This window comes from Catelliglobosispora koreensis DSM 44566 (assembly GCF_000379685.1).
GTDB lineage: Bacteria > Actinomycetota > Actinomycetes > Mycobacteriales > Micromonosporaceae > Catelliglobosispora > Catelliglobosispora koreensis.
Window position 1 is genome coordinate 42,284 of record NZ_KB903272.1, and the last position, 17,854, is coordinate 60,137.

Consider the following 17,854-nt stretch of genomic DNA (forward strand, 5'->3'; position numbering starts at 1 on the left):
TCGGTTTACCCGCTTTCGGGGAGGCCGCTTGGTCGTGATCCACATCCCGAACTGTGATCCACAGCCTCGGAGACGTGATCGAAAGGCGGTTTGATCGCGCCACAAGGGATGTGGATCACCGATGGGTTTGTGCGGGTGACGGTGGCGCGGGTGCGGCGGACGCGCGAGAAGCGGCGGAAGCGGGGCGCGCGGGAAGTGGGTGGCGGCGGGCAGTCGGGGAGTTAGCGGGCGGCGGCTTGGCGGTATTTGGAGATGCTCAGCGGGACGAAGATGATCAGGATGAGTGCGATCCAGCCCAGTGCCAACGGGATGGGGTACTCGCCCGGGATACCTGGCGGGCGGGTCAGTCCAGTGTTGCCCCATAGGTCACGCAACGATAGGACCATCGACGAGATGGGGTTCCAGTTCGCGATCGGCTGCAGGATGGCTGGCAGGGTTTGCGTTGGCACGAAAGCGTTGGACAGGAATGTCAGCGGGAACATCCAGATGAATCCAGCGCTCTGGGCGACCTCGACCGACTTGACGGATAGTCCGATGAGCGCTGAGATCCAGCTCATCGCATAGCCAAACGCGAGCAATAGTGCGAATCCCGCGAGGCCTTTCCACAGTCCGGTGTGGATGCGCCAGCCCACGATGAGGCCCGTTAGCGCCATGATGATGACGACGAACAGGTTGTTGAGCAGATCGGAAGTCGTGCGTCCAATGAGGACAGCGCCACGGGACATGGGCAGGGACCGGAAGCGGTCAACCATGCCCTTCTGTAAGTCGTCGGCGAGCCCGATCGCGGTGATGCCCGCTCCAAAGGCGACGGTCTGCACGAAGATGCCGGGCATCAAGAATTCGCGGTAGTTGCCGCCCGGCACGTTGATAGCGCCACCGAAGACGTAAGCGAACAACAGCACGAACATGATCGGCTGGATCGTCGAGAAGATGAGCAAGTCCGGGATGCGCTTGATTTTGATGAGGTTTCGTTTCGCGACAACCCATCCGTCGTGTAGCGCCAGTGTCAGCGCGCTCATGACGACACCTCCTCGGTCTGCATGGCGGAGGCGTGAGTACCAGTGAGTTTCATGAACACGTCATCAAGGCTGGCCCGGCGGATGCCGATGTCGACCGGCTCGATGCCGGCGGAGTCGAATTGGCGGACCGCCTCAATGAGCGCCCAGGGTCCTTTGGTGATGGGCGCGGCGACACGGTGTGCCTCATCGTCGATGTCAACGTCTCCGGCGCACACCTTGGCCAGGATCTCGGCCGCGGTAGTGGCCTCGGCCCGGTTGCCCAGCACGACTTCGAGCCGTTCGCCGCCGACGTCGCGCTTGAGCTCTTCCGGTGTACCGTGTGCGATGGCTTTGCCTTTATCGATGACGATGATGTCGTCGGCGAGTTGGTCGGCCTCTTCGAGGTATTGCGTGGTGAGCAGAAGCGTCGCTCCGGCACGGACGCGTTCGCTGATGACGTCCCACATGCCGAGCCGCGAGCGGGGATCGAGCCCCGTGGTCGGCTCGTCCAGCACGATCACCGGCGGCGAAATCACGAGCGCCCCGGCCAAGTCCAGTCGCCGTCGCATGCCGCCTGAGTATGTCTTGACCGGACGGTTGGCGGCCTCCGTGAGGTTGAACCGCTCCAGCAGATCGTCGGCTCGCGAGCGCGCTTGACGGCGGCCCAAGTGATAGAGCCGCCCGATCATTTCGAGGTTCTCCATGCCGGTGAGGTATTCGTCGACGGCCGCGTACTGTCCACTCACCCCAATGGTGCGGCGCACCCTGTCGGGATGTGCGAGGACATCGATGCCGTTGATGCTCGCCCGGCCGTGGTCGGGTTTGAGTAGCGTGGTCAGAATGCGCACAGTGGTGGTTTTCCCGGCGCCGTTGGGCCCGAGCAGGCCGAGCACGGTTCCTTCGGGCACTGACAGGTCAATGCCGTTGAGCGCCTTCACGTCCCCGTAGTGCTTGGCCAGCCCTTCAGCGACTATTGCCTCAGCCACGCCCTCACCGTATATGAGGATTTATCGGTTTGCGCCCGGAACCCACTTCACGTCGTTGGTCCCATCGGAATTCGCCACGCGAGCGAGGATGAACAGCAGATCGGAGAGCCGGTTGAGGTACTGTGCGGGAAGCTTGCTGGTGCGATCCGGGTCCGCTTCCATCAGGGCGAACGACGCGCGCTCCGCGCGACGAGCGATGGTTCGCGCCACGTGCAGCAGCGCCGCTCCTGGCGTACCCCCCGGCAGGATAAATGAATCCAATTTGGACAGCCGCGCGTTGAACTCATCGCAGTAGCCCTCAAGGCGGGTGATGTAGTCCTTGGTAACGCGCAGCGGCGGGTATTTCGGGTCGGGAGTGATGGGATTGCACAAGTCGGCGCCCACGTCGAAAAGGTCGTTCTGGATCAGCACTAGCGCATCACGGACATCATCGGCTAAGTTGCCTAGGGCCAATGCGACGCCGATTTGGGCGTTGCATTCGTCTACTTCCGCATACGCGGCTATACGGGGGGCTGTTTTGGGTACACGTTCCCCGTTGCCAAGGGCGGTCGTGCCGGCATCGCCGGTCCTGGTGTAGATGCGAGTGAGGTGAACGGCCATGACTAGTAGCGTACTGATGGAGCCTGGCGCGCCTTCTACGATGTGCGATGTGGACGTCATCAGGGTGACCGGCGGAGTACGGCTGACCGGCGAGGTCGGCGTGGTAGGTGCCAAGAACTCGGCTCTCAAGCTGATGGCGGCAGCGTTGCTCGCCTCGGGTGAATCGGCCGTCACGAACATTCCCCGCATCACCGATATCGCGCTAATGGGTGAGGTGCTGCGGCGGCTGGGCGCTGAGGTGTCGTTCCACGACGACTCCGTCCACATTGGAGTGCCGGAGCGGCTGCATCCTGAGGCGGACTACGATCTCGTGCGCCGGTTGCGTGCCTCGATCTGTGTGCTGGGGCCGCTTCTGGCCCGTTGCGGTGAAGTCCGTGTGGCACACCCCGGCGGTGATGCGATCGGTTCACGGGGCCTTGATATGCACGTCGGCGGTCTGGCGAAGATGGGCGCTGATATCTCCAACGAGCACGGCTTCGTGGTCGCGAGCGCACCAGCAGGGCTGCACGGCGCGAAGATAAGCCTCGATTTCCCTAGCGTTGGGGCAACGGAAAACCTAGTCATGGCAGCGGTTCTCGCTCGCGGAACGACGGTTATCGACAACGTGGCCCGCGAACCCGAAATCGTCGATATCTGCATGATGCTCAACGCGATGGGTGCCCAGATCGAGGGTGCCGGCACTTCTGAGCTCACCATTCACGGCGTCGAGGCGCTCAACCCGGTGACTCACGCGACGATCGGTGACCGGATCGTCGCGGGCACCTGGGCCTTCGGTGCCGCGATGACGTGTGGCGATGTCACCGTCAACGGTTGCGAGCCGCGCTGGCTCGAAATCGCGCTCGACAAGATCGCCCAGGCCGGTGGCCAGGTCGACTACGGCGTGAACAACTTCCGGGTGCGGATGCCACAGCGGCCACAGGCCGTCGATATCCGTACTCTCCCTTATCCCGGATTCGCGACGGACCTGCTGCCGATGGCGATCGGGATGGCCGCGGTGGCCGAGGGCACGTCCCTGATTACCGAGAACATCTTCGATGGCCGGTTCATGTTCGCTGAGGAGCTCAAGCGCCTAGGCGCTGAGATCCGCATCGAGGGGCATCACGCGATGGTCCGCGGCCGGGAACGGTTGTCGAGCGCTGAGGTCACGGCGAGCGACATTCGCGCCGGGGCTGGTCTGGTCATCGCGGGCCTGTGTGGCGACGGCGTCACCAGCGTGCGTGCGGTGCACCACATCGACCGCGGCTACCCCAACTTCGTGGGTGACCTGCGCTCACTAGGCGTTGACGTGGCCCGGGCCGAGGTGCCTTCGGACCCGGAATACACGTTCTAAACGGCACCGCGCGATCAATGGGTTCTAAGCAGCTAGCCGACCAGGCGGCGGGCGCGCACGACCTCATCGCCGAAGACGAGCACCCGGATCTGACCGTCGGGTGCGGTGGCCAGCGTCGAACGGATGCCCGCGGTGCGTAAGTGCTCCTTAACCAGCAGCGCATCCGCCTGCGTGCGGCAGACCGCGGCCGTGGCGAGCAGGCCATAGTCGTCCGTCAGGTTGTCGGTCAGCTGCGTGGGGCGAACCGGCGTGGGCGGGGGCGAAAGTGAAGGGGAGGCAACGGGCAAGAGCGTTTTGCGCCTCAGAGTGCGGTGCATCAGTGCCGCCACCGCCATGATCAGCGCAATCGCGATAAACGGGCCGACGAGCGTCATGGCCACATCTTGACATTCCGAAACGCTTTTGCGAGAAGTTTCACTCTTTCGCAAGTTCACACCCCCAGCGCCTGGTACCTGAAGATTCGTTAGGCTCGCGGCATGGCGAAGAAGCTTTCAGTTATCGGTGCTGGCCTCATGGGTTCCGGGATTGCGCAGGTTGCCGCGCAGGCCGGGTGGGAGGTCACCCTTCGTGATCTTGACGATGCCGCGACAAAGCGCGGGCTCGACGGCATCCGCAAGTCGCTCGAAAAATTCGCCAGCAAGGGCACGATCACCGCGGAGTCGGCCGAGGAAGCTCTGGGCCGCATCGCCACCACGACCGAGCTGGAAGCGTCGGCCGAAGCCGATGTCGTGATCGAGGCGGTCTTCGAGAAGCTGGAAGTCAAGCAGGAGGTCTTCCGCGCGCTCGACCGCATCTGCAAGCCCAGCGCTGTGCTCGGCACCAACACCAGTGCCATCCCCATCACGCAGATCGCCTCGGTGACTGAGCGTCCCGAGCAGATCGTCGGGACCCACTTCTTCTCACCGGTACCCATGATGAAGCTCTGTGAGCTCGTCCGTGGCCACCGCACGAGCGACGAGACGCTCGCCAAGGCGCGCGAGTTCGCTGAGGAGATCGGTAAGACCTGCATCGTGGTCAACCGGGACATCGCCGGCTTCGTGACGACCCGCCTGATCGCCGCCCTCGTGGTCGAGTCGGTCAAGCTGGTGGAGTCTGGAGTGGTCAGCCCCGAGGACCTCGACCTAGCTTGCAAGCTGGGCTTTGGGCACGCGATGGGACCGCTGGCGACCACTGACCTGACCGGCGTCGACATCCTCATGCACGCCGCGAAGAACATCTACACCGACACGGCCGACGCGAAGTTCTTCCCGCCCGAGCTGCTCCAGCGGATGGTGACCGCCGGAGAGCTCGGACGCAAGAGCGGCAAGGGTTTCTACAAGTACTGAACTAGCCGTCGCGGCGCGTGGTCCAGCGGAAGGTCAGCAGGCACAACAGCAGACCGCCGACGCACCACGCGCCCAGCACGAGGGCCGTCTTGCCCAGCTCCCAAGAGCCCGCGACCTCTTGGGAGGCAAACGAATCCGGCAGGAAGACGGACCGCAGCCCCTGGGTCATCCACTTCAACGGGAACAGGGCGGCAAACTGCTGCATCCACGTCGGTAATTTGTCGTACTCAAAGAACACGCCCGAGGTGAACTGAAGAATCAGGGCGATCGGTGTCACGACCGCTGGGGCTGACCGTCCCGTGCGCGCCGCGGACGAGAAGGCTATGCCCAGCAACGTGCACGAGACCAGACCGAGCACGGAAACCCAGCCCAGCGTCCCCCATTTGGCCGGCGTATCCGGCAGCTTGATGCCGTAAAGCAGCACCGCGATCACGAGCAGCAGAACCATGGAAACCAGTGCCAGCACGGCAACCGAGACGGCCTTGCCCGCGAAGTAGACCCACTTGGGCATCGGCGTGCCGCGGTAGCGCTTGAGCACACCGCGGTCGCGCTCGATCGGGATCGTGATGGCGAGGTTCTGAAAGCCGCTCGACAGGATGCCTGAGGCGATCATGCCGGTCACGAAATACTGCGACAGCGTGACTCCTGGGGCGATCTCGACACTCTTGAAGATCGAGCCGAAGATGACCATCAGCATCGCTGGGAAAAGCAACGTGAAGACGAGCGATTCCCTGGTACGGAAGAACTGCAGTAGCTCAATACGGCCTTGTGCGAGGGCGAGACTCATGCCGCCCCTCCGATCATCTTCAGGTAAATGTCTTCAAGGGACGGTCGTTTGACGGTCAGTTCGGGGATTTCGCCGTTGTATTCGGCGGACAGCCGTTGCACCGTCGCGGTTGGAGTGTCGGTCTCTTCGCTGCCGTCGCGCCAGCTGACCGTCGCCTTCGCCGTGTTGCGGCCGCCAAGTTCTTGCGGCGTCGAGATTTCCACGATCGTGCCCTTGGCGATCACGCCTACCCGGTCAGCGAGGTATTCAGCTTCTTCGAGGTAGTGCGTTGTCAGCAAGATGGTGGTGCCAGAGGCGGCTAGTTGCCGGATCAGTTCCCAGAATTCACGCCGTGCGGCGGGGTCGAATCCGGTCGTGGGCTCGTCGAGGAACAGCAGCTCGGGCTGGTTGACGATGCCCAGCGCCACGTCAAGGCGCCGCTTTTGCCCGCCGGACAGGGTGTGGGTGCGGGCGCCAGCCTTTTCGGACAGGCCTACGCGCTCGATCACCTGAGCCGGGTCGGCAGGGTTGTCATAGAACTTGGCGAAGTGCCGGATGACCTCGCCGACGGTCAGCTCATCGAACTCTCCGGTGCCCTGCAGCACGATGCCGATGCGCTGGCGCCAGGCGCTGTCGCTGTGCGCGGGGTCCACGCCGAGAACCGACACGGTGCCTTCGTCACGCTTGCGGAAGCCTTCGAGGACCTCGACCGTGGTCGTCTTGCCAGCCCCGTTCGGGCCAAGAAGGGCGAACACCTCGCCCTTATGCACTTCGAGGTCCACGCCGGCGACGGCGGCAGTACCCCCATAGGTTTTTCTTAATCCCGCGACCTTGATCGCTAAAGCTGTCACACGGCGCAGTATAGGGAGTGAGGATTTTCACCGGTCTAAGTTAACGATCGGTAACCTATCCTCAGGCTATGGAGCACCGTTTGCCCGAGCGCGACCGCCCGTGGGTGATGCGCACGTACGCTGGCCATTCGTCCGCGGCGGCGACCAACGCCTTGTTCCGGCGCAACCTGGGCAAGGGCCAGACAGGGCTCTCCGTCGCCTTCGATCTGCCGACGCAGACGGGTTATGACCCCGACAGCGAGCTCGCGAAAGGCGAAGTAGGCCGCGTTGGCGTGCCGGTGAGTCATATCGGCGATATGCGGGCTCTTTTCGAGGGCATCGATCTCGGTAAAGCCAACACGAGCATGACCATTAACGCGACCGCTATGTGGCTGCTCGGGCTCTACGCCAGCGTCGCCGAGGAGCAGGGCGCGGCGCTGGAAAAGCTGGCCGGGACAACGCAGAACGACATCATCAAGGAATACCTGTCCCGCGGCACCTACATCTTCCCGCCCGGGCCGTCGCTGCGGCTGACCACCGATGTCATCGCGTGGACGGTGCGGAACTGTCCACAGTGGAACCCGGTCAACATCTGCTCCTATCACTTGCAGGAAGCCGGGGCGACCCCGGTGCAAGAGGTCGGATTCGCTTTGGCCACAGCGGTTGCCGTGCTCGACCGGGTGCAGGAGTCAGGTCAGGTCGCGCCCGAGCGTATGGGCGACGTCGTGCAGCGGATCTCCTTCTTCGTCAACGCTGGCGTCCGGTTCATCGAGGAGATGGCCAAGATGCGGGCGTTCGGCCAGCTGTGGGATGAGATCACCCGCGATCGTTATGGCGTAACGGATCCGAAGCAGCGGCGCCTGCGCTACGGCGTTCAGGTCAACTCGCTCGGGCTCACCGAAGCGCAGCCGGAAAACAATGTGCAGCGGATCGTGCTGGAAATGCTGGGCGTCACGCTGTCTCGCGACGCCCGCGCGCGTGCCGTTCAGCTGCCAGCGTGGAACGAGGCTTTGGGGCTTCCCCGCCCGTGGGACCAGCAATGGTCGCTTCGTTTGCAGCAAGTGCTGGCTTACGAGAGCGATCTCCTGGAGTACCCGGATCTCTTTGCTGGTTCTTATGTGGTGGAAGGGCTCGTCCAGTCCATTGTGGATGGTGCCCGGTCGGAGCTAGACCGCGTGCTGGAGATGGGCGGCGCCGTCACGGCGGTCGAAAGTGGCTACCTCAAGAGCGCACTCGTCACCAGCCTCGCCGAGCGACGCAAGCGCATGGAGACGGGAGAAGACACCGTCGTTGGTGTCAACAGGTTCACCGAAACCGAATCGTCGCCGCTGACTGGCGCTAACGCGATCGAGCAAATCGACCCGGCGGTTGAAGAGCACGCTGCCGACGCTGTTAGGCAATGGCGGGCGCAAAGAGAAGACATCACGCCGTTGCTGGAGAAACTGAAAGAAACAGCGCGCACCGAGGCCAACCTGATGCCCGTCACGCTGGAGTGTGTCAAAGCCGGTGTCACGACAGGGGAGTGGGCTGGCGCGCTGCGCGAGGTGTTCGGGGAATACCGGGCGCCCACGGGACTTTCGGCGAGCACGTCACCGAGCGGTGACAAGGCTCTGGCCAACGTGCGCGAAAGGGTGAAGCAGACCGCGCACGACCTCGGCCGTCCGGCATTGCGTTTCCTGGTCGGCAAACCCGGCCTCGACGGGCACTCCAACGGCGCCGAGCAGATCGCGGTGCGCGCGCGTGACGCTGGCTTCGAGGTGGTTTACCAGGGCATTCGGCTGACCCCAGCGCAGATCGTGGCGGCCGCCGTTCAGGAAGACGTCGACCTCGTGGGACTGTCCGTCCTATCCGGAGCACACCTGCTCGCCGTGCCCGCTGTCCTGAGTGGACTGCGTGACGCGGGATTGCCCGATGTGCCCGTGGTGGTTGGCGGCATCATCCCGGACAACGACGCGGTCGCCCTGCGGGAGGCCGGTGTCGCCCGGGTGTTCACGCCAAAGGACTTCGCGCTGACCGACATCATGGATCAGCTTGTCACCGTCGTGCGCGAGTCACGTGAGCTTAAGGGCTGACGGCCCGCGAACGTAACGCTGCCACCGTTTCCGCGTCGGGCCATTGCCTGACGCGGTAGCGCACGGGATAGAGCCCGCGCTCGGGTTCCAGCGTGACGAACTCGGTGAGCATGGGCCACTCGACGAAGAACGAGGCTTCGTCGGCTGCCATCGCGACGAAGTCGGCACGGGGCAGCAACGTGTCCACGCCGTCGGGCCAAGTGGTGTAGGAGAACAGGCTGCTGTCTTCGCGTTGCATCACGGTGCAGCTAGCCGTGAAAACGTCAACTGACTGAGCCTCGTGCCTCTGGTCTAGCCAGTGCTTCTGCGTGGCGTATTCGTTGCCAGCAAGGATCGTCGCCGCACGGTGCACCTTGACGGCATCGTCGCGTCCAGCCAGCTCCGGGTACGGTACGACTCGCCCGTCAGCGTCAACCGTGTAGGCCTGCGGGGAAATGCTGCGCCCCGCTCGGCTGTATTCCTCCTCGGCCATCTCCAGCAATGGCGTGATCGTCGTGGCACCAGGCACCACAACGAGACTCGAGGTGTCGGTGATGAAGGCGACGGGCCGGTCCTGTGGTGTCAAAGCGAAGCTGGCGAGCCAGCCCTCGACGAGAAGCATGGACACGAAATAGCTGTCGCCCGCGTCGACGAACCGCATGATTTGCCGTTCGGCTGGTGCGGAAGGACGGCGGTCAGCCAAGTTGGCGCGCGCGGCGGCGAAAACGTCTTCTTTGGACACTTCCCACGTGACGAGATCGTCTTCGGTCACATAGGACATGGCGGTCGGGGTGTCGATGACGGCCATCTCTGACAGGAACGGCTGCCATGGTCGCGACAGGATGGTCTTCGCCGTGTCTGGCGCGCCAAGCCCAAAGGTCGCGTTGCGGATGACACCGCGCAGGTTTGGCCGTGCCTCGGCCCAGCTTGACGGACGCTCAGGCGGAAAAGCCACCGCCTGCACCAGATTGGCTATCCGCTGGCGGATGTAGTCGTCGTCGGCACCATCGCAATCAGCGAACGTGTTCTGCAGGTAGATATGCCCGCCGCCACCGTCTGACCGCTTGTAGGCGACCGCGAAGTCATCTTCAATGTATGAGCACTCGCTAACGCCACGGTCACGCAAATCGGCGAGAACCATGTTCGCGAATTCTGTCTTCGGGTCACCCTTGAACCTGCGGAACAGTCCCATAACGAACCAACCTAGCCGGTTGCGCTTACGCTTGGGGCGTGAGCGGTAAGCGCAGGGTTGTGCCAGTGGAGCTGCTCGCCCACCTGCGCCGTGCGAAAGACCACGTCGACCGCTATTTTCAAGAAGACCTGGATCTTGAGGAGCTGGCAAAAGTCGCCGGTGTCTCGAAATTTCACTTCGCACGCAGTTTCGAAGCGACCTATGGCGAGACTCCGATCCGCTATCTAACCCGGCGCCGGATCGAACGAGCACAGGATCTTTTGCGGTCAGCCAACTTGACCATCACCGAAATCTGCATGCTCGTCGGCTTCGCCAGCCTGGGTTCGTTCTCCGCGCGGTTCACGCAACTCGTGGGGGAAACACCGACCGCCTACCGCGACCGCTGGGCGGCCCGCGGCGGACCGCACGTTCCCGGCTGCTGGCTGTTCATGCGTGGCGTCAACGACCACCGGGGCACCGCCGGATCGCGCAATCTGAAAGAAGCCGCAGACGGCGAGGCAGGTCTACCGTAAGCGCATGATCACGAATGTTTCCCTAGTCACGGTCTACTGCATGGACCAGACCGTGGCTCGCGACTTTTACGTCGACGTCCTCGGCTTCGAGGCCGCCACCGACATCTCGATGGGCGAAGGCTTCCGCTGGGTGACCGTCAAACACCCCAACCAGCCCGAGCTTGAGGTCACGTTCATGACGCCCGGTCCGCCGCTGTCGCCGGAAATGGCCGACGTGGTTCGCCGGCAGCTGGAGGCCGGTCAAATGGGCGGCCTAGGGCTCAACGTTGACGACTGCCACAAGACGTTCAAGGAACTGAGCGCCAAGGGCGTCCACTTCGTCCAGGAGCCCGAGGACCGTCCCTATGGCGTCGAGGCCGTCATGCGCGATGTCTCCGGCAACTGGCTCGTGCTCGTCGAGCCCAAGGCCTACAAACCAAGCGACTTCGCCTAAAGCGGCTTTGCGTTTAGCGCAGGGTCAGGAAGACCCCGGCGCTAGCGAGCATGCCGCCGATGACGAGCACGCCGATAGCGCCGGGGTCGAGCCGTGCCGCGAAACGGTGATCGACCCAGTGGCGAGCCAGGGGAAGGCCAGCTAGTGGCGCGGGCAGCAGCACCAGCCAGCCGATGAAGACCCCGAGCAGGGCAACCAAAGCAGCGCAACCGGCGCCAAGGAAGAACAACAGTGGCAAAACCATGGGCGGCAACGGTTCTCCACCGCGCCGGGCCCGTTCTACGCGGGTGGATGCGCTGGCGAGCAGGGCCTCCGGGTCCGCCTGAGAAGAACAGGCAGCATCTGGTACTCCGCCGAGCCGTCGCCCACGCCGGCCACGGACGCGTTTGAGTTCGTCCCACACGCCAGCCGCGGCGAGGTCGGTTTGCGCGACGACCCGGTGGGCTTGCGTGACCGTGGCGGAGGCGCTCGACACGGCGTCCTCGGCGGCGGCAAGGTCGTGCTCGACGGCAGCGGCACCGTCGGCATAGGACTCTTGCGCCGTCGCCGTGGCGGCGGTGTGCCGCCGGGACGCGGCTACGAGGTCGGCGACCAGCTCGCGATAGCGAGCCGAAGCTGAGCTCACGTGACCACCTCGTAAGGGATGATGATCTCGGGGCGGTGGTGCACGGAACGGTCGAAGAACAGGGCACGCTGGTGACGCGGGTGCCAGGGCGGTCCGCCTGGCTGTGGGTATAGGGAAGCAAGTTCGGCCCCGTGGACGTCTAGCGCGACCCATGCCCCGATGGCGTCGAAGCGCGCGCCGATCCCACCGAGGTCGTCTCTCAGCCGCGCGACGGTCCGCCACCAGCCCATGAGGTGCACACGCGACTCGGGGCCCTTGTTGAGCAGCCCACGCAACAGTTCGTGCCCGCGTCCACTCAGGACAGACGCGGCCGCGTCGATGGCGAAGCCGAAGACGTAATGCGGTTTGTCAGACTGCCAGTTCTCCAGCAGCTCAAGCACTTCTGACGGTCCGTACATCTCCGCGCCTGGCAACGCTTTGTGTAGTGACTTCGCCGCGGCTGTCGCGTCGTCGTCGAGGCACAGCACGCTGAACCGGGCACTGCCGGGGGAGTGCTGGCGTCCGAGCGTCAGCCCAGCGGAAACCAGGATGGCACAGGCTTCTTCGGCTCGCGTGCCCAGGATCGCCAAGTTGCGTCCTGGAGCGCGGTTGAGCCGCAGGGTGGCTGGCCGTCCCATGACGTCGATCGTTTCGCCGAGCAAGGCCACGGCGCCCAAGCGGGTCAAGGCTTCCGCAGGCGGTGGAGGCGGCAGCAACGGGAACAGCGGTGGCACGTCGCCGTCAAAGAGCCGCGGCGGTTCGGTATCAGCCGGGCGGGCGTGCCACAGCTGCTCCTGCAACGACATCCACGTGTCGCGGTCGCCGGCATCGGGCAGGCGCACCACGGCGTTAGCTGACGGAACACCAGAGTCGGCGTTGACGACCGCGTGACACCGGGGAATGAGCTCTGCGGCAAGGTTTGTCTCGGCCAGTACCCGTCGTGCCTTCGGCAACGCGATGCGCAACGTGAACTGAGCGACCAGTCCCGACTTGCCCCACAGTGCTTCGATCCCGGCGACGTCCTGGCTCGCGAGCACGAGGTGGATGCCCTGGGACCGGCCACGCCGGGCGAGATCCTCCAAAAGCGAAACCGCCTCGTTGGTGACGGCATCGCGGGCACCCAGAAGCACCTGGAATTCGTCAATCACCGCAACGATTCTCGGCCAGTGCCCGGTGGGGTCTTCCTTGCGCAGCTCGGAAAGCTTTGACGCGTCATGCTTTTTGGCCGCCGAAGCACGCCGTTTCAGCTCGACGCTCAGGTGCCGCAGGAGCGCGAGCCCAAACTCACGGTCGCTATTGACGTTGATGCCGACGAGTTTGACCTGCGGCAGCCAGCTCGGGTCACGGGTGCCGGGAGCGAAGCGGGCAAACGATACGCCTTCTTTGAAATCGAGCAGGTGCAGCTCGAGTTCCGTTGGGCTGTAACGGGTCGCCAAGGCGGCCAGCCACGCGTAGATGAGGTTGGTCTTACCTGAGCCCGACGGGCCGCCGATCAAAGCGTGCGGCGGATCGTCGCCGAGCACGAGTTCCACGAGACGGCCATCGGTGCCTTCGCCAACCGGGGCACGCAGAGCCTCGGCGGAACTTTCCGCCCACAGCTGATCGGGAAGCAGCGCGGCGAATGGCACCGGCGGCGGGCCCGCGATCACTTGCTCAGCAAGGGCTTTGCACACCGACGTGAGCAACGTCGGCGTGGGCGGTGAGTCCAGCTTGATCCACAGCTCGCCGGTCAGGCTGCTCTGCGCCCGGTTGTCCCGGCTGACTTGAATGGTCTCCACATAGGACGCTGGCAGCTCCAGCCCACGGGTGATGAGATGCACGCCCGAAGCGATTCCGGTTCTGGCGACCCGGTCAAGCTGCGCTTGCTGTGCGCTTGTCAGCTCTGTCGCCGCGTCGGCGAGCAGCACGGCGATCCGCCATGGTTCGGGCCTGCGCCCGGTGCGGCGAGCCAGCTCTGCCAGATCCGGATACGAACCCGCGAGCACGTTCTCGTTGATCCGGCGGATGTGCTCGACGAGTTCATCGAGCAACGGGGACAGACCGCCCGGCCCTAGGTACGACACGAGCCCGGCCGGAGCGAGCGGAGCGAGCCCGGCCAAGGCACCACCCAGCTGACCCGGGTCGTAGACCGTGACACGGACAGCACCGGGCGGGGCGCAGGTCAGTGCACGCACGAGCAGTCCGCTGATGACACCGTCGACGTTGCCTTCCACACCGGTCAGGCGCAGATGCGACGCGTCCAGCAAGGGCACCAGCGCCGGCAGATCCGTGAGCACGGTTCCGATGCGCAGCAACGTGTTTCCGGCGTCCGACGTGGACTTCTCGCAGGAGCGCCAGCCACTGAAAGGAATGCCAGCGAATCCGGGCGCGGCGGCATCGGCGTGCTCACGCAAGGCCGCCGTGAGCGCAGATGTCTCGCGTTCCCAGCGTGCTTGAGCCGCCTGGCAACTCTCGTCGCGGATAGCGGTCAGCGCATTGCGGCGAGCCGGTGCCGTCTTGCGCACTGACTCCAGTTGGGCAACGGCCGCCTGACGGGCAGCCAGGGCAGCGGTTAACCGAGTGCGGGCAGCGGCCCGTGCTTCGGCAAGCTCACGGCGCACCGCATTGACCAGGCCGCGAGTGGGGGGAAGGTTCTGCTCTGGACCAGACATGTCATGCAGGCCGCAATTCGTCCACAGCGGAGCGACGGCGGGCGTTATCGGTGATGCGCAACTCGGCCCGGTGCGACTTCGCACGCTCCGCGGCCGCCTCGCCTGCGGCTCCAGCAGCCGCGTGCACGCGCTCTTCCAGCTCGGCCAGATCGTCAGCACTACGGCCCGTCGCGCGGAGCAAGCCGGCCACCAGCAGAGCGGAGGTCACGGCGACATCCGCCGGGTGGTTGGGCTGCGACGCCTTGCGCTGTGGCTGCGCATGGCAAACGCGCGCGATCGTCTCCTCAGCCGGGTCTGGCGTCAAGTCGGGCAGCACTTCGGCCGGCAGCGGGAGCGCCGCACGGCGTACCCTCGCGAGGTCTTCAAGACGCGGAGGATGACCCACCAGATCCGTGGCCAAACGGCGTAGCAGGGGCGGGCAAACCGCCGCCAGCCCAAGGCCGACCGCGGGGCCGGCGTTGACGAGCTGGCGGTGCAGGCGCTTGGTGTCGTTGTCCAAAGCGGCGGCGGCGACCTGGCGCAGCAGCTCGGCACTGGTTGGCGCACCGTCGGAACGCGCGTCGGTGGACTGTCCGGTTAGCTCGCTGATGCGCGTGCTCCACCAGTCTGAAAGCTGCGTGTCGACACCGCTGACCCGGTGCACCTGCGTGGGCACGACCGGCGCGGGACCGTCGGAATACATCGAGATCCCGAGAACGCAGCAGTAGTCATCGATCGCGTCTTGGGCCACCCGCAGCGCGGCAGCCGCATGGTCCAGATGACTCGCCGCGACACCGAGCGACGGCGCGACCGTCGGCCCCGATGACTGATGCATCACCCACGCGAGCAAACTGCTGGCGGTGCGCAAACGTTCTGCGGCGCCGGCCACCTCGGCCACCGGGAGATCATCCCGGGTCACGCGAAGACGGTCGGCAAGGTCCTGAACAAGGCTCACGGCATGTCCTTAGAGCGTGGCCACGTAGGTTTCGGCCTGCTCAACGGCGCGCAATGTAGCGGTTAGACAGTCCTGAAGCTCCGATGCCGCCTGAGCGAGTGCCGCTTGCGCGGACTGCACTGACTCGTGTCCGGAGCCCTCAACGGCGGTTGCCAGGTTCAGCTGGGCTTCCCCAAGCTGATCGTTGGCTGACCTGACCGCGATCTGGCCCTCCTGCACGTGCAGCAGCGCGGCATCGATGGCTGCCTTGACCTCGGCGACGCTGGCCAAGCCGGTCCTCCCTCGTGGGTTTGCGGGCGTTATGCCCCCCAGGGAGTATGCCGCTAATGTCCGTTTAGCTGCTTCTCGCCACGCCGCTCGCTACCGTCGCCTTACGCGCCTTGCGCTTGCGCCGCCAGCGGAAGAAGAGGAACACCATCAGGATCAAGACCACGATGATGAGCAATGGGATCAGGATCGCGATGAACGAGATGCCTGTGCTGGTGACGTCTTCAGCCGTGGAGACCACCGGAGCGGCCATGCCCACGGTCGCCACATTGAGCACAGGCCGCGCGGTCGCCTTGCCCGCATGCACCGTGAGTGAGATCAGCGCCCCGATGACCAACGGCACCCACATCTTCTGGGTGAACAGATCGGCCGGGTTGGACACCGTGATGGTCTCCGACCCCGCGCCAGCGGCGAAAGCCATGCCGCCAGCCGTCGGGCGAACCACCGTCTGCACGATGTCGTTCACCGAATCGACCGCCGGGATCTTGTCGGCCACGAACTCGATGAGCAGCAACCCGGCCAGGATCGCGATGACCCAGCCGTTGCTCAGCCAAGCCCACGCTCCGGGCAGATCGATCCAGTTGGTGAACCGGGCGAGCAGCCCGACCACGAGCAACGGGATATAGGCATTGAGCCCGGCCGCTGTGGCCAGCCCGGTGCCCGTCAACGCTTCCAGCACGTCACCAGCATGACACAGCAGGGCTACCCATCGATGGTGGCTAGCAGGTCTTCCCGGGTGAGCAGCTGAAGTTCGTCTCCCGAGGGCATGCGGCCGAGCTGGCGCAACCGCTGGGCCTGTGCCTTGCGCATGCCTTCGAAGAGTTTGCGGGCTTCACGGGCGTTTCCGAAGTTGGGGTCGGCCAGCTTGCCACTGAAATGCCGGGCGACGAGTTCCCCAATGACCGGATCCACCGTGTACTCATTGGTCTCGGCCATGGCCACGAAAATCTCAGCAAGCTCGGCTGGAGCGTAGTTCTCGAACTCGATCGTCTTGCTGAACCGCGATGCCAGACCGGGGTTGGCGTCTAGGAAATCGTGCATGTCGCCGGTGTAACCTGCGACGATGACGGCGATTTCGTGCCGGTGGTCTTCCATCAGCTTCACGAGCGTGTCGATGGCTTCCTGGCCGAAGTCGCTGCCCGAGCCGAACGATCGCGAAAGCGTGTAAGCCTCGTCGATGAAAAGCACCCCGCCCATGGCGGATTCGAAAGCGAGCGAAGTCTTTTCTGCGGTGTGCCCTAGGTATTGCCCCACGAGGTCACGGCGAGCCACCTCTTTGAACTCGCCCTTGGTCAAAAGTCCAAGGGCGGCAAGGATTTGCCCGAAGATGCGGGCAACCGTCGTCTTGCCGGTGCCCGGAGCGCCCGTGAACACCAGGTGATTGCTCGTCGGTGACACGGAAAGCCCACCGCTACGGCGCCATTCGTTGACCTGAATCTCGTCAATGAGCGCCCGGACCTCAGACTTGACGCCGGGGAGCCCAACCAGCCCATCGAGCTCTTCCAGCAGCCGCTCCACCCTGGCCTGGTCGGCCACGATCGGGCGATCGGAAGCACCGACCTGAGCCCGCCGGCGCTTGTCGGTGCTGATGATTTCCGCGCGCGAGCCCGGGGCGATGTAGATGCCGGGCTCGGCGGTCTGTTCGGTGCGGCAGTCGGCCAGTTGCCCGCCGCAGTCGGCCGCGACCGTGATTCCCGGGCCATGCGCTTCGCGCACGACACATCCGTGCAGCGAGGGCGAACTCTGCTGAGCGACCGCGATGCCAACGTCGCCGATGCGGATGACCTCGCAGTTTTCCAGCGTCGGTTTGGAGTATTCGTATATGTAGACCCCGCGGTATCCGCAGCCGGTGATGGTGCAGTTGCGCAGCTGAGGATCTGCCGACCGGATCAGGATGCCATCGGTGAGGACGTCAGAGATCTGGCAGTCAGCCAAGGTGCCGTTGCAGTTGTCGAGGGACAGTCCGACCTGTGAGTGCGAGATCGTCACCCCGGTCAGCGAAAACTCCGCACGCCCTCCAATGTGGACAGCCGATGCCGAAGTGGCGCCAACGGTGCAGCCCTTCATCGTCAGCTCACCGCCAACGACGAGCACGGCCGGGCTGTCCGTGCTCTTCAGCGTCAGATCCCGTAGCTCCACAGTGGAATCACGCGACTCCACGAGCGGCTCGGCCAGCCGGTAAGCCGTGATGGTGACCGTGTCGCGCCCATTGGCAGCCGTGAGCACCAGCCTTTTCCGGGTGATAGCCAGGTTTTCCTGATAGTCGCCAGGAGCGATCGCGATGGTCGCGCCATCGGCAGCGGCCCGCACGGCGTCGGCGATCGTAGGAAAAGCGCCAGGGAGAGTGAGTGAGACCTGAATCAGACTCTGCACAG

18 protein-coding genes are annotated in these 17,854 nt (G+C 64.6%); 5 read left to right on the forward strand and 13 right to left on the reverse strand.

Annotated features, from left to right (window positions below; all coding sequences use genetic code 11):
• Positions 1-221: 221 nt before the first annotated feature.
• Genes A3E1_RS0122900 through A3E1_RS0122910 form a run of 3 tightly spaced genes read right to left on the reverse strand, consistent with a single transcriptional unit; the run spans position 222 to position 2,584 of the window.
• Positions 222-1,019, reverse strand: coding sequence for an ABC transporter permease (locus tag A3E1_RS0122900; RefSeq protein ID WP_020523120.1), 798 nt, complete (start codon positions 1,017-1,019; stop codon positions 222-224).
• On the reverse strand, positions 1,016-1,984 hold the full coding sequence (locus tag A3E1_RS0122905; RefSeq protein ID WP_020523121.1) for a daunorubicin resistance protein DrrA family ABC transporter ATP-binding protein: 969 nt from the start codon (positions 1,982-1,984) through the stop codon (positions 1,016-1,018). The genes A3E1_RS0122900 and A3E1_RS0122905 overlap by 4 nt, the downstream gene beginning before the upstream one ends.
• A gap of 21 nt (positions 1,985-2,005) precedes the next feature.
• Positions 2,006-2,584: a cob(I)yrinic acid a,c-diamide adenosyltransferase gene (locus tag A3E1_RS0122910; protein WP_020523122.1), complete on the reverse strand. Its 579-nt coding sequence runs from the start codon at positions 2,582-2,584 to the stop codon at positions 2,006-2,008.
• A 16-nt stretch (positions 2,585-2,600) separates the two neighbouring features.
• Here A3E1_RS0122910 and murA point away from each other — a divergent pair, with 16 nt between their 5' ends.
• Positions 2,601-3,914 carry a UDP-N-acetylglucosamine 1-carboxyvinyltransferase gene (murA, locus tag A3E1_RS0122915; RefSeq protein WP_026208736.1) on the forward strand — a complete coding sequence of 438 codons (1,314 nt, stop codon included), beginning with the start codon at positions 2,601-2,603 and terminating at the stop codon, positions 3,912-3,914.
• A gap of 32 nt (positions 3,915-3,946) precedes the next feature.
• Here murA and A3E1_RS44985 read toward each other — a convergent pair whose 3' ends face one another.
• Positions 3,947-4,288, reverse strand: a complete 342-nt coding sequence (locus A3E1_RS44985) for a hypothetical protein (protein WP_020523124.1) — start codon at positions 4,286-4,288, stop codon at positions 3,947-3,949.
• A 102-nt stretch (positions 4,289-4,390) separates the two neighbouring features.
• Here A3E1_RS44985 and A3E1_RS0122925 point away from each other — a divergent pair, with 102 nt between their 5' ends.
• Positions 4,391-5,239 (forward strand): 3-hydroxyacyl-CoA dehydrogenase family protein, encoded by an 849-nt coding sequence (locus A3E1_RS0122925; protein ID WP_020523125.1) that lies wholly within the window; start codon positions 4,391-4,393, stop codon positions 5,237-5,239.
• A 1-nt stretch (position 5,240) separates the two neighbouring features.
• Here A3E1_RS0122925 and A3E1_RS0122930 read toward each other — a convergent pair whose 3' ends face one another.
• Together A3E1_RS0122930 and A3E1_RS0122935 are read right to left on the reverse strand one after the other, a co-directional pair.
• A complete protein-coding gene (locus A3E1_RS0122930) occupies positions 5,241-6,026 on the reverse strand; it encodes an ABC transporter permease (RefSeq protein WP_020523126.1) in 786 nt (261 codons plus the stop codon).
• The gene (locus A3E1_RS0122935; RefSeq protein ID WP_040391571.1) at positions 6,023-6,856 is read right to left on the reverse strand and encodes an ABC transporter ATP-binding protein; all 834 of its coding nucleotides are present in this window, start codon (positions 6,854-6,856) and stop codon (positions 6,023-6,025) included. Before A3E1_RS0122935 ends, A3E1_RS0122930 begins: the two co-directional genes overlap by 4 nt.
• A gap of 68 nt (positions 6,857-6,924) precedes the next feature.
• Between A3E1_RS0122935 and A3E1_RS0122940 the strand changes: the two genes are divergently transcribed.
• A complete protein-coding gene (locus A3E1_RS0122940; RefSeq protein WP_020523128.1) occupies positions 6,925-8,907 on the forward strand; it encodes a protein meaA in 1,983 nt (660 codons plus the stop codon).
• On the opposite strand, the gene A3E1_RS44990 is transcribed toward A3E1_RS0122940, so the two are convergent.
• Positions 8,897-10,078: a hypothetical protein gene (locus A3E1_RS44990; protein WP_020523129.1), complete on the reverse strand. Its 1,182-nt coding sequence runs from the start codon at positions 10,076-10,078 to the stop codon at positions 8,897-8,899. The genes A3E1_RS0122940 and A3E1_RS44990 overlap by 11 nt on opposite strands.
• Positions 10,079-10,116: 38 nt before the next feature.
• Between A3E1_RS44990 and A3E1_RS41610 the strand changes: the two genes are divergently transcribed.
• Complete coding sequence (locus A3E1_RS41610; RefSeq protein ID WP_040391572.1) at positions 10,117-10,590, forward strand: helix-turn-helix transcriptional regulator; 474 nt, start codon at positions 10,117-10,119, stop codon at positions 10,588-10,590.
• Between the two features lie 4 nt (positions 10,591-10,594).
• Positions 10,595-11,023 (forward strand): VOC family protein, encoded by a 429-nt coding sequence (locus A3E1_RS0122955; protein ID WP_020523131.1) that lies wholly within the window; start codon positions 10,595-10,597, stop codon positions 11,021-11,023.
• A 13-nt stretch (positions 11,024-11,036) separates the two neighbouring features.
• Here A3E1_RS0122955 and A3E1_RS0122960 read toward each other — a convergent pair whose 3' ends face one another.
• The 6 genes from A3E1_RS0122960 to A3E1_RS0122985 form a co-directional block, all read right to left on the reverse strand.
• On the reverse strand, positions 11,037-11,648 hold the full coding sequence (locus tag A3E1_RS0122960; protein WP_020523132.1) for a hypothetical protein: 612 nt from the start codon (positions 11,646-11,648) through the stop codon (positions 11,037-11,039).
• A complete protein-coding gene (locus tag A3E1_RS0122965) occupies positions 11,645-14,278 on the reverse strand; it encodes an FtsK/SpoIIIE domain-containing protein (RefSeq protein ID WP_020523133.1) in 2,634 nt (877 codons plus the stop codon). Before A3E1_RS0122965 ends, A3E1_RS0122960 begins: the two co-directional genes overlap by 4 nt.
• Before the next feature lies 1 nt (position 14,279).
• Complete coding sequence (locus A3E1_RS0122970) at positions 14,280-15,212, reverse strand: hypothetical protein (protein WP_020523134.1); 933 nt, start codon at positions 15,210-15,212, stop codon at positions 14,280-14,282.
• Positions 15,213-15,221: 9 nt separating this feature from the next.
• Entirely contained in the window at positions 15,222-15,482 is a 261-nt protein-coding gene (locus tag A3E1_RS0122975) for a hypothetical protein (protein ID WP_020523135.1), read from the reverse strand.
• 64 nt (positions 15,483-15,546) lie between these two features.
• Positions 15,547-16,158, reverse strand: coding sequence for a DUF4126 domain-containing protein (locus A3E1_RS0122980; RefSeq protein ID WP_020523136.1), 612 nt, complete (start codon positions 16,156-16,158; stop codon positions 15,547-15,549).
• Between the two features lie 23 nt (positions 16,159-16,181).
• Positions 16,182-17,852 (reverse strand): right-handed parallel beta-helix repeat-containing protein, encoded by a 1,671-nt coding sequence (locus tag A3E1_RS0122985; RefSeq protein ID WP_020523137.1) that lies wholly within the window; start codon positions 17,850-17,852, stop codon positions 16,182-16,184.
• Positions 17,853-17,854: the final 2 nt, after the last annotated feature.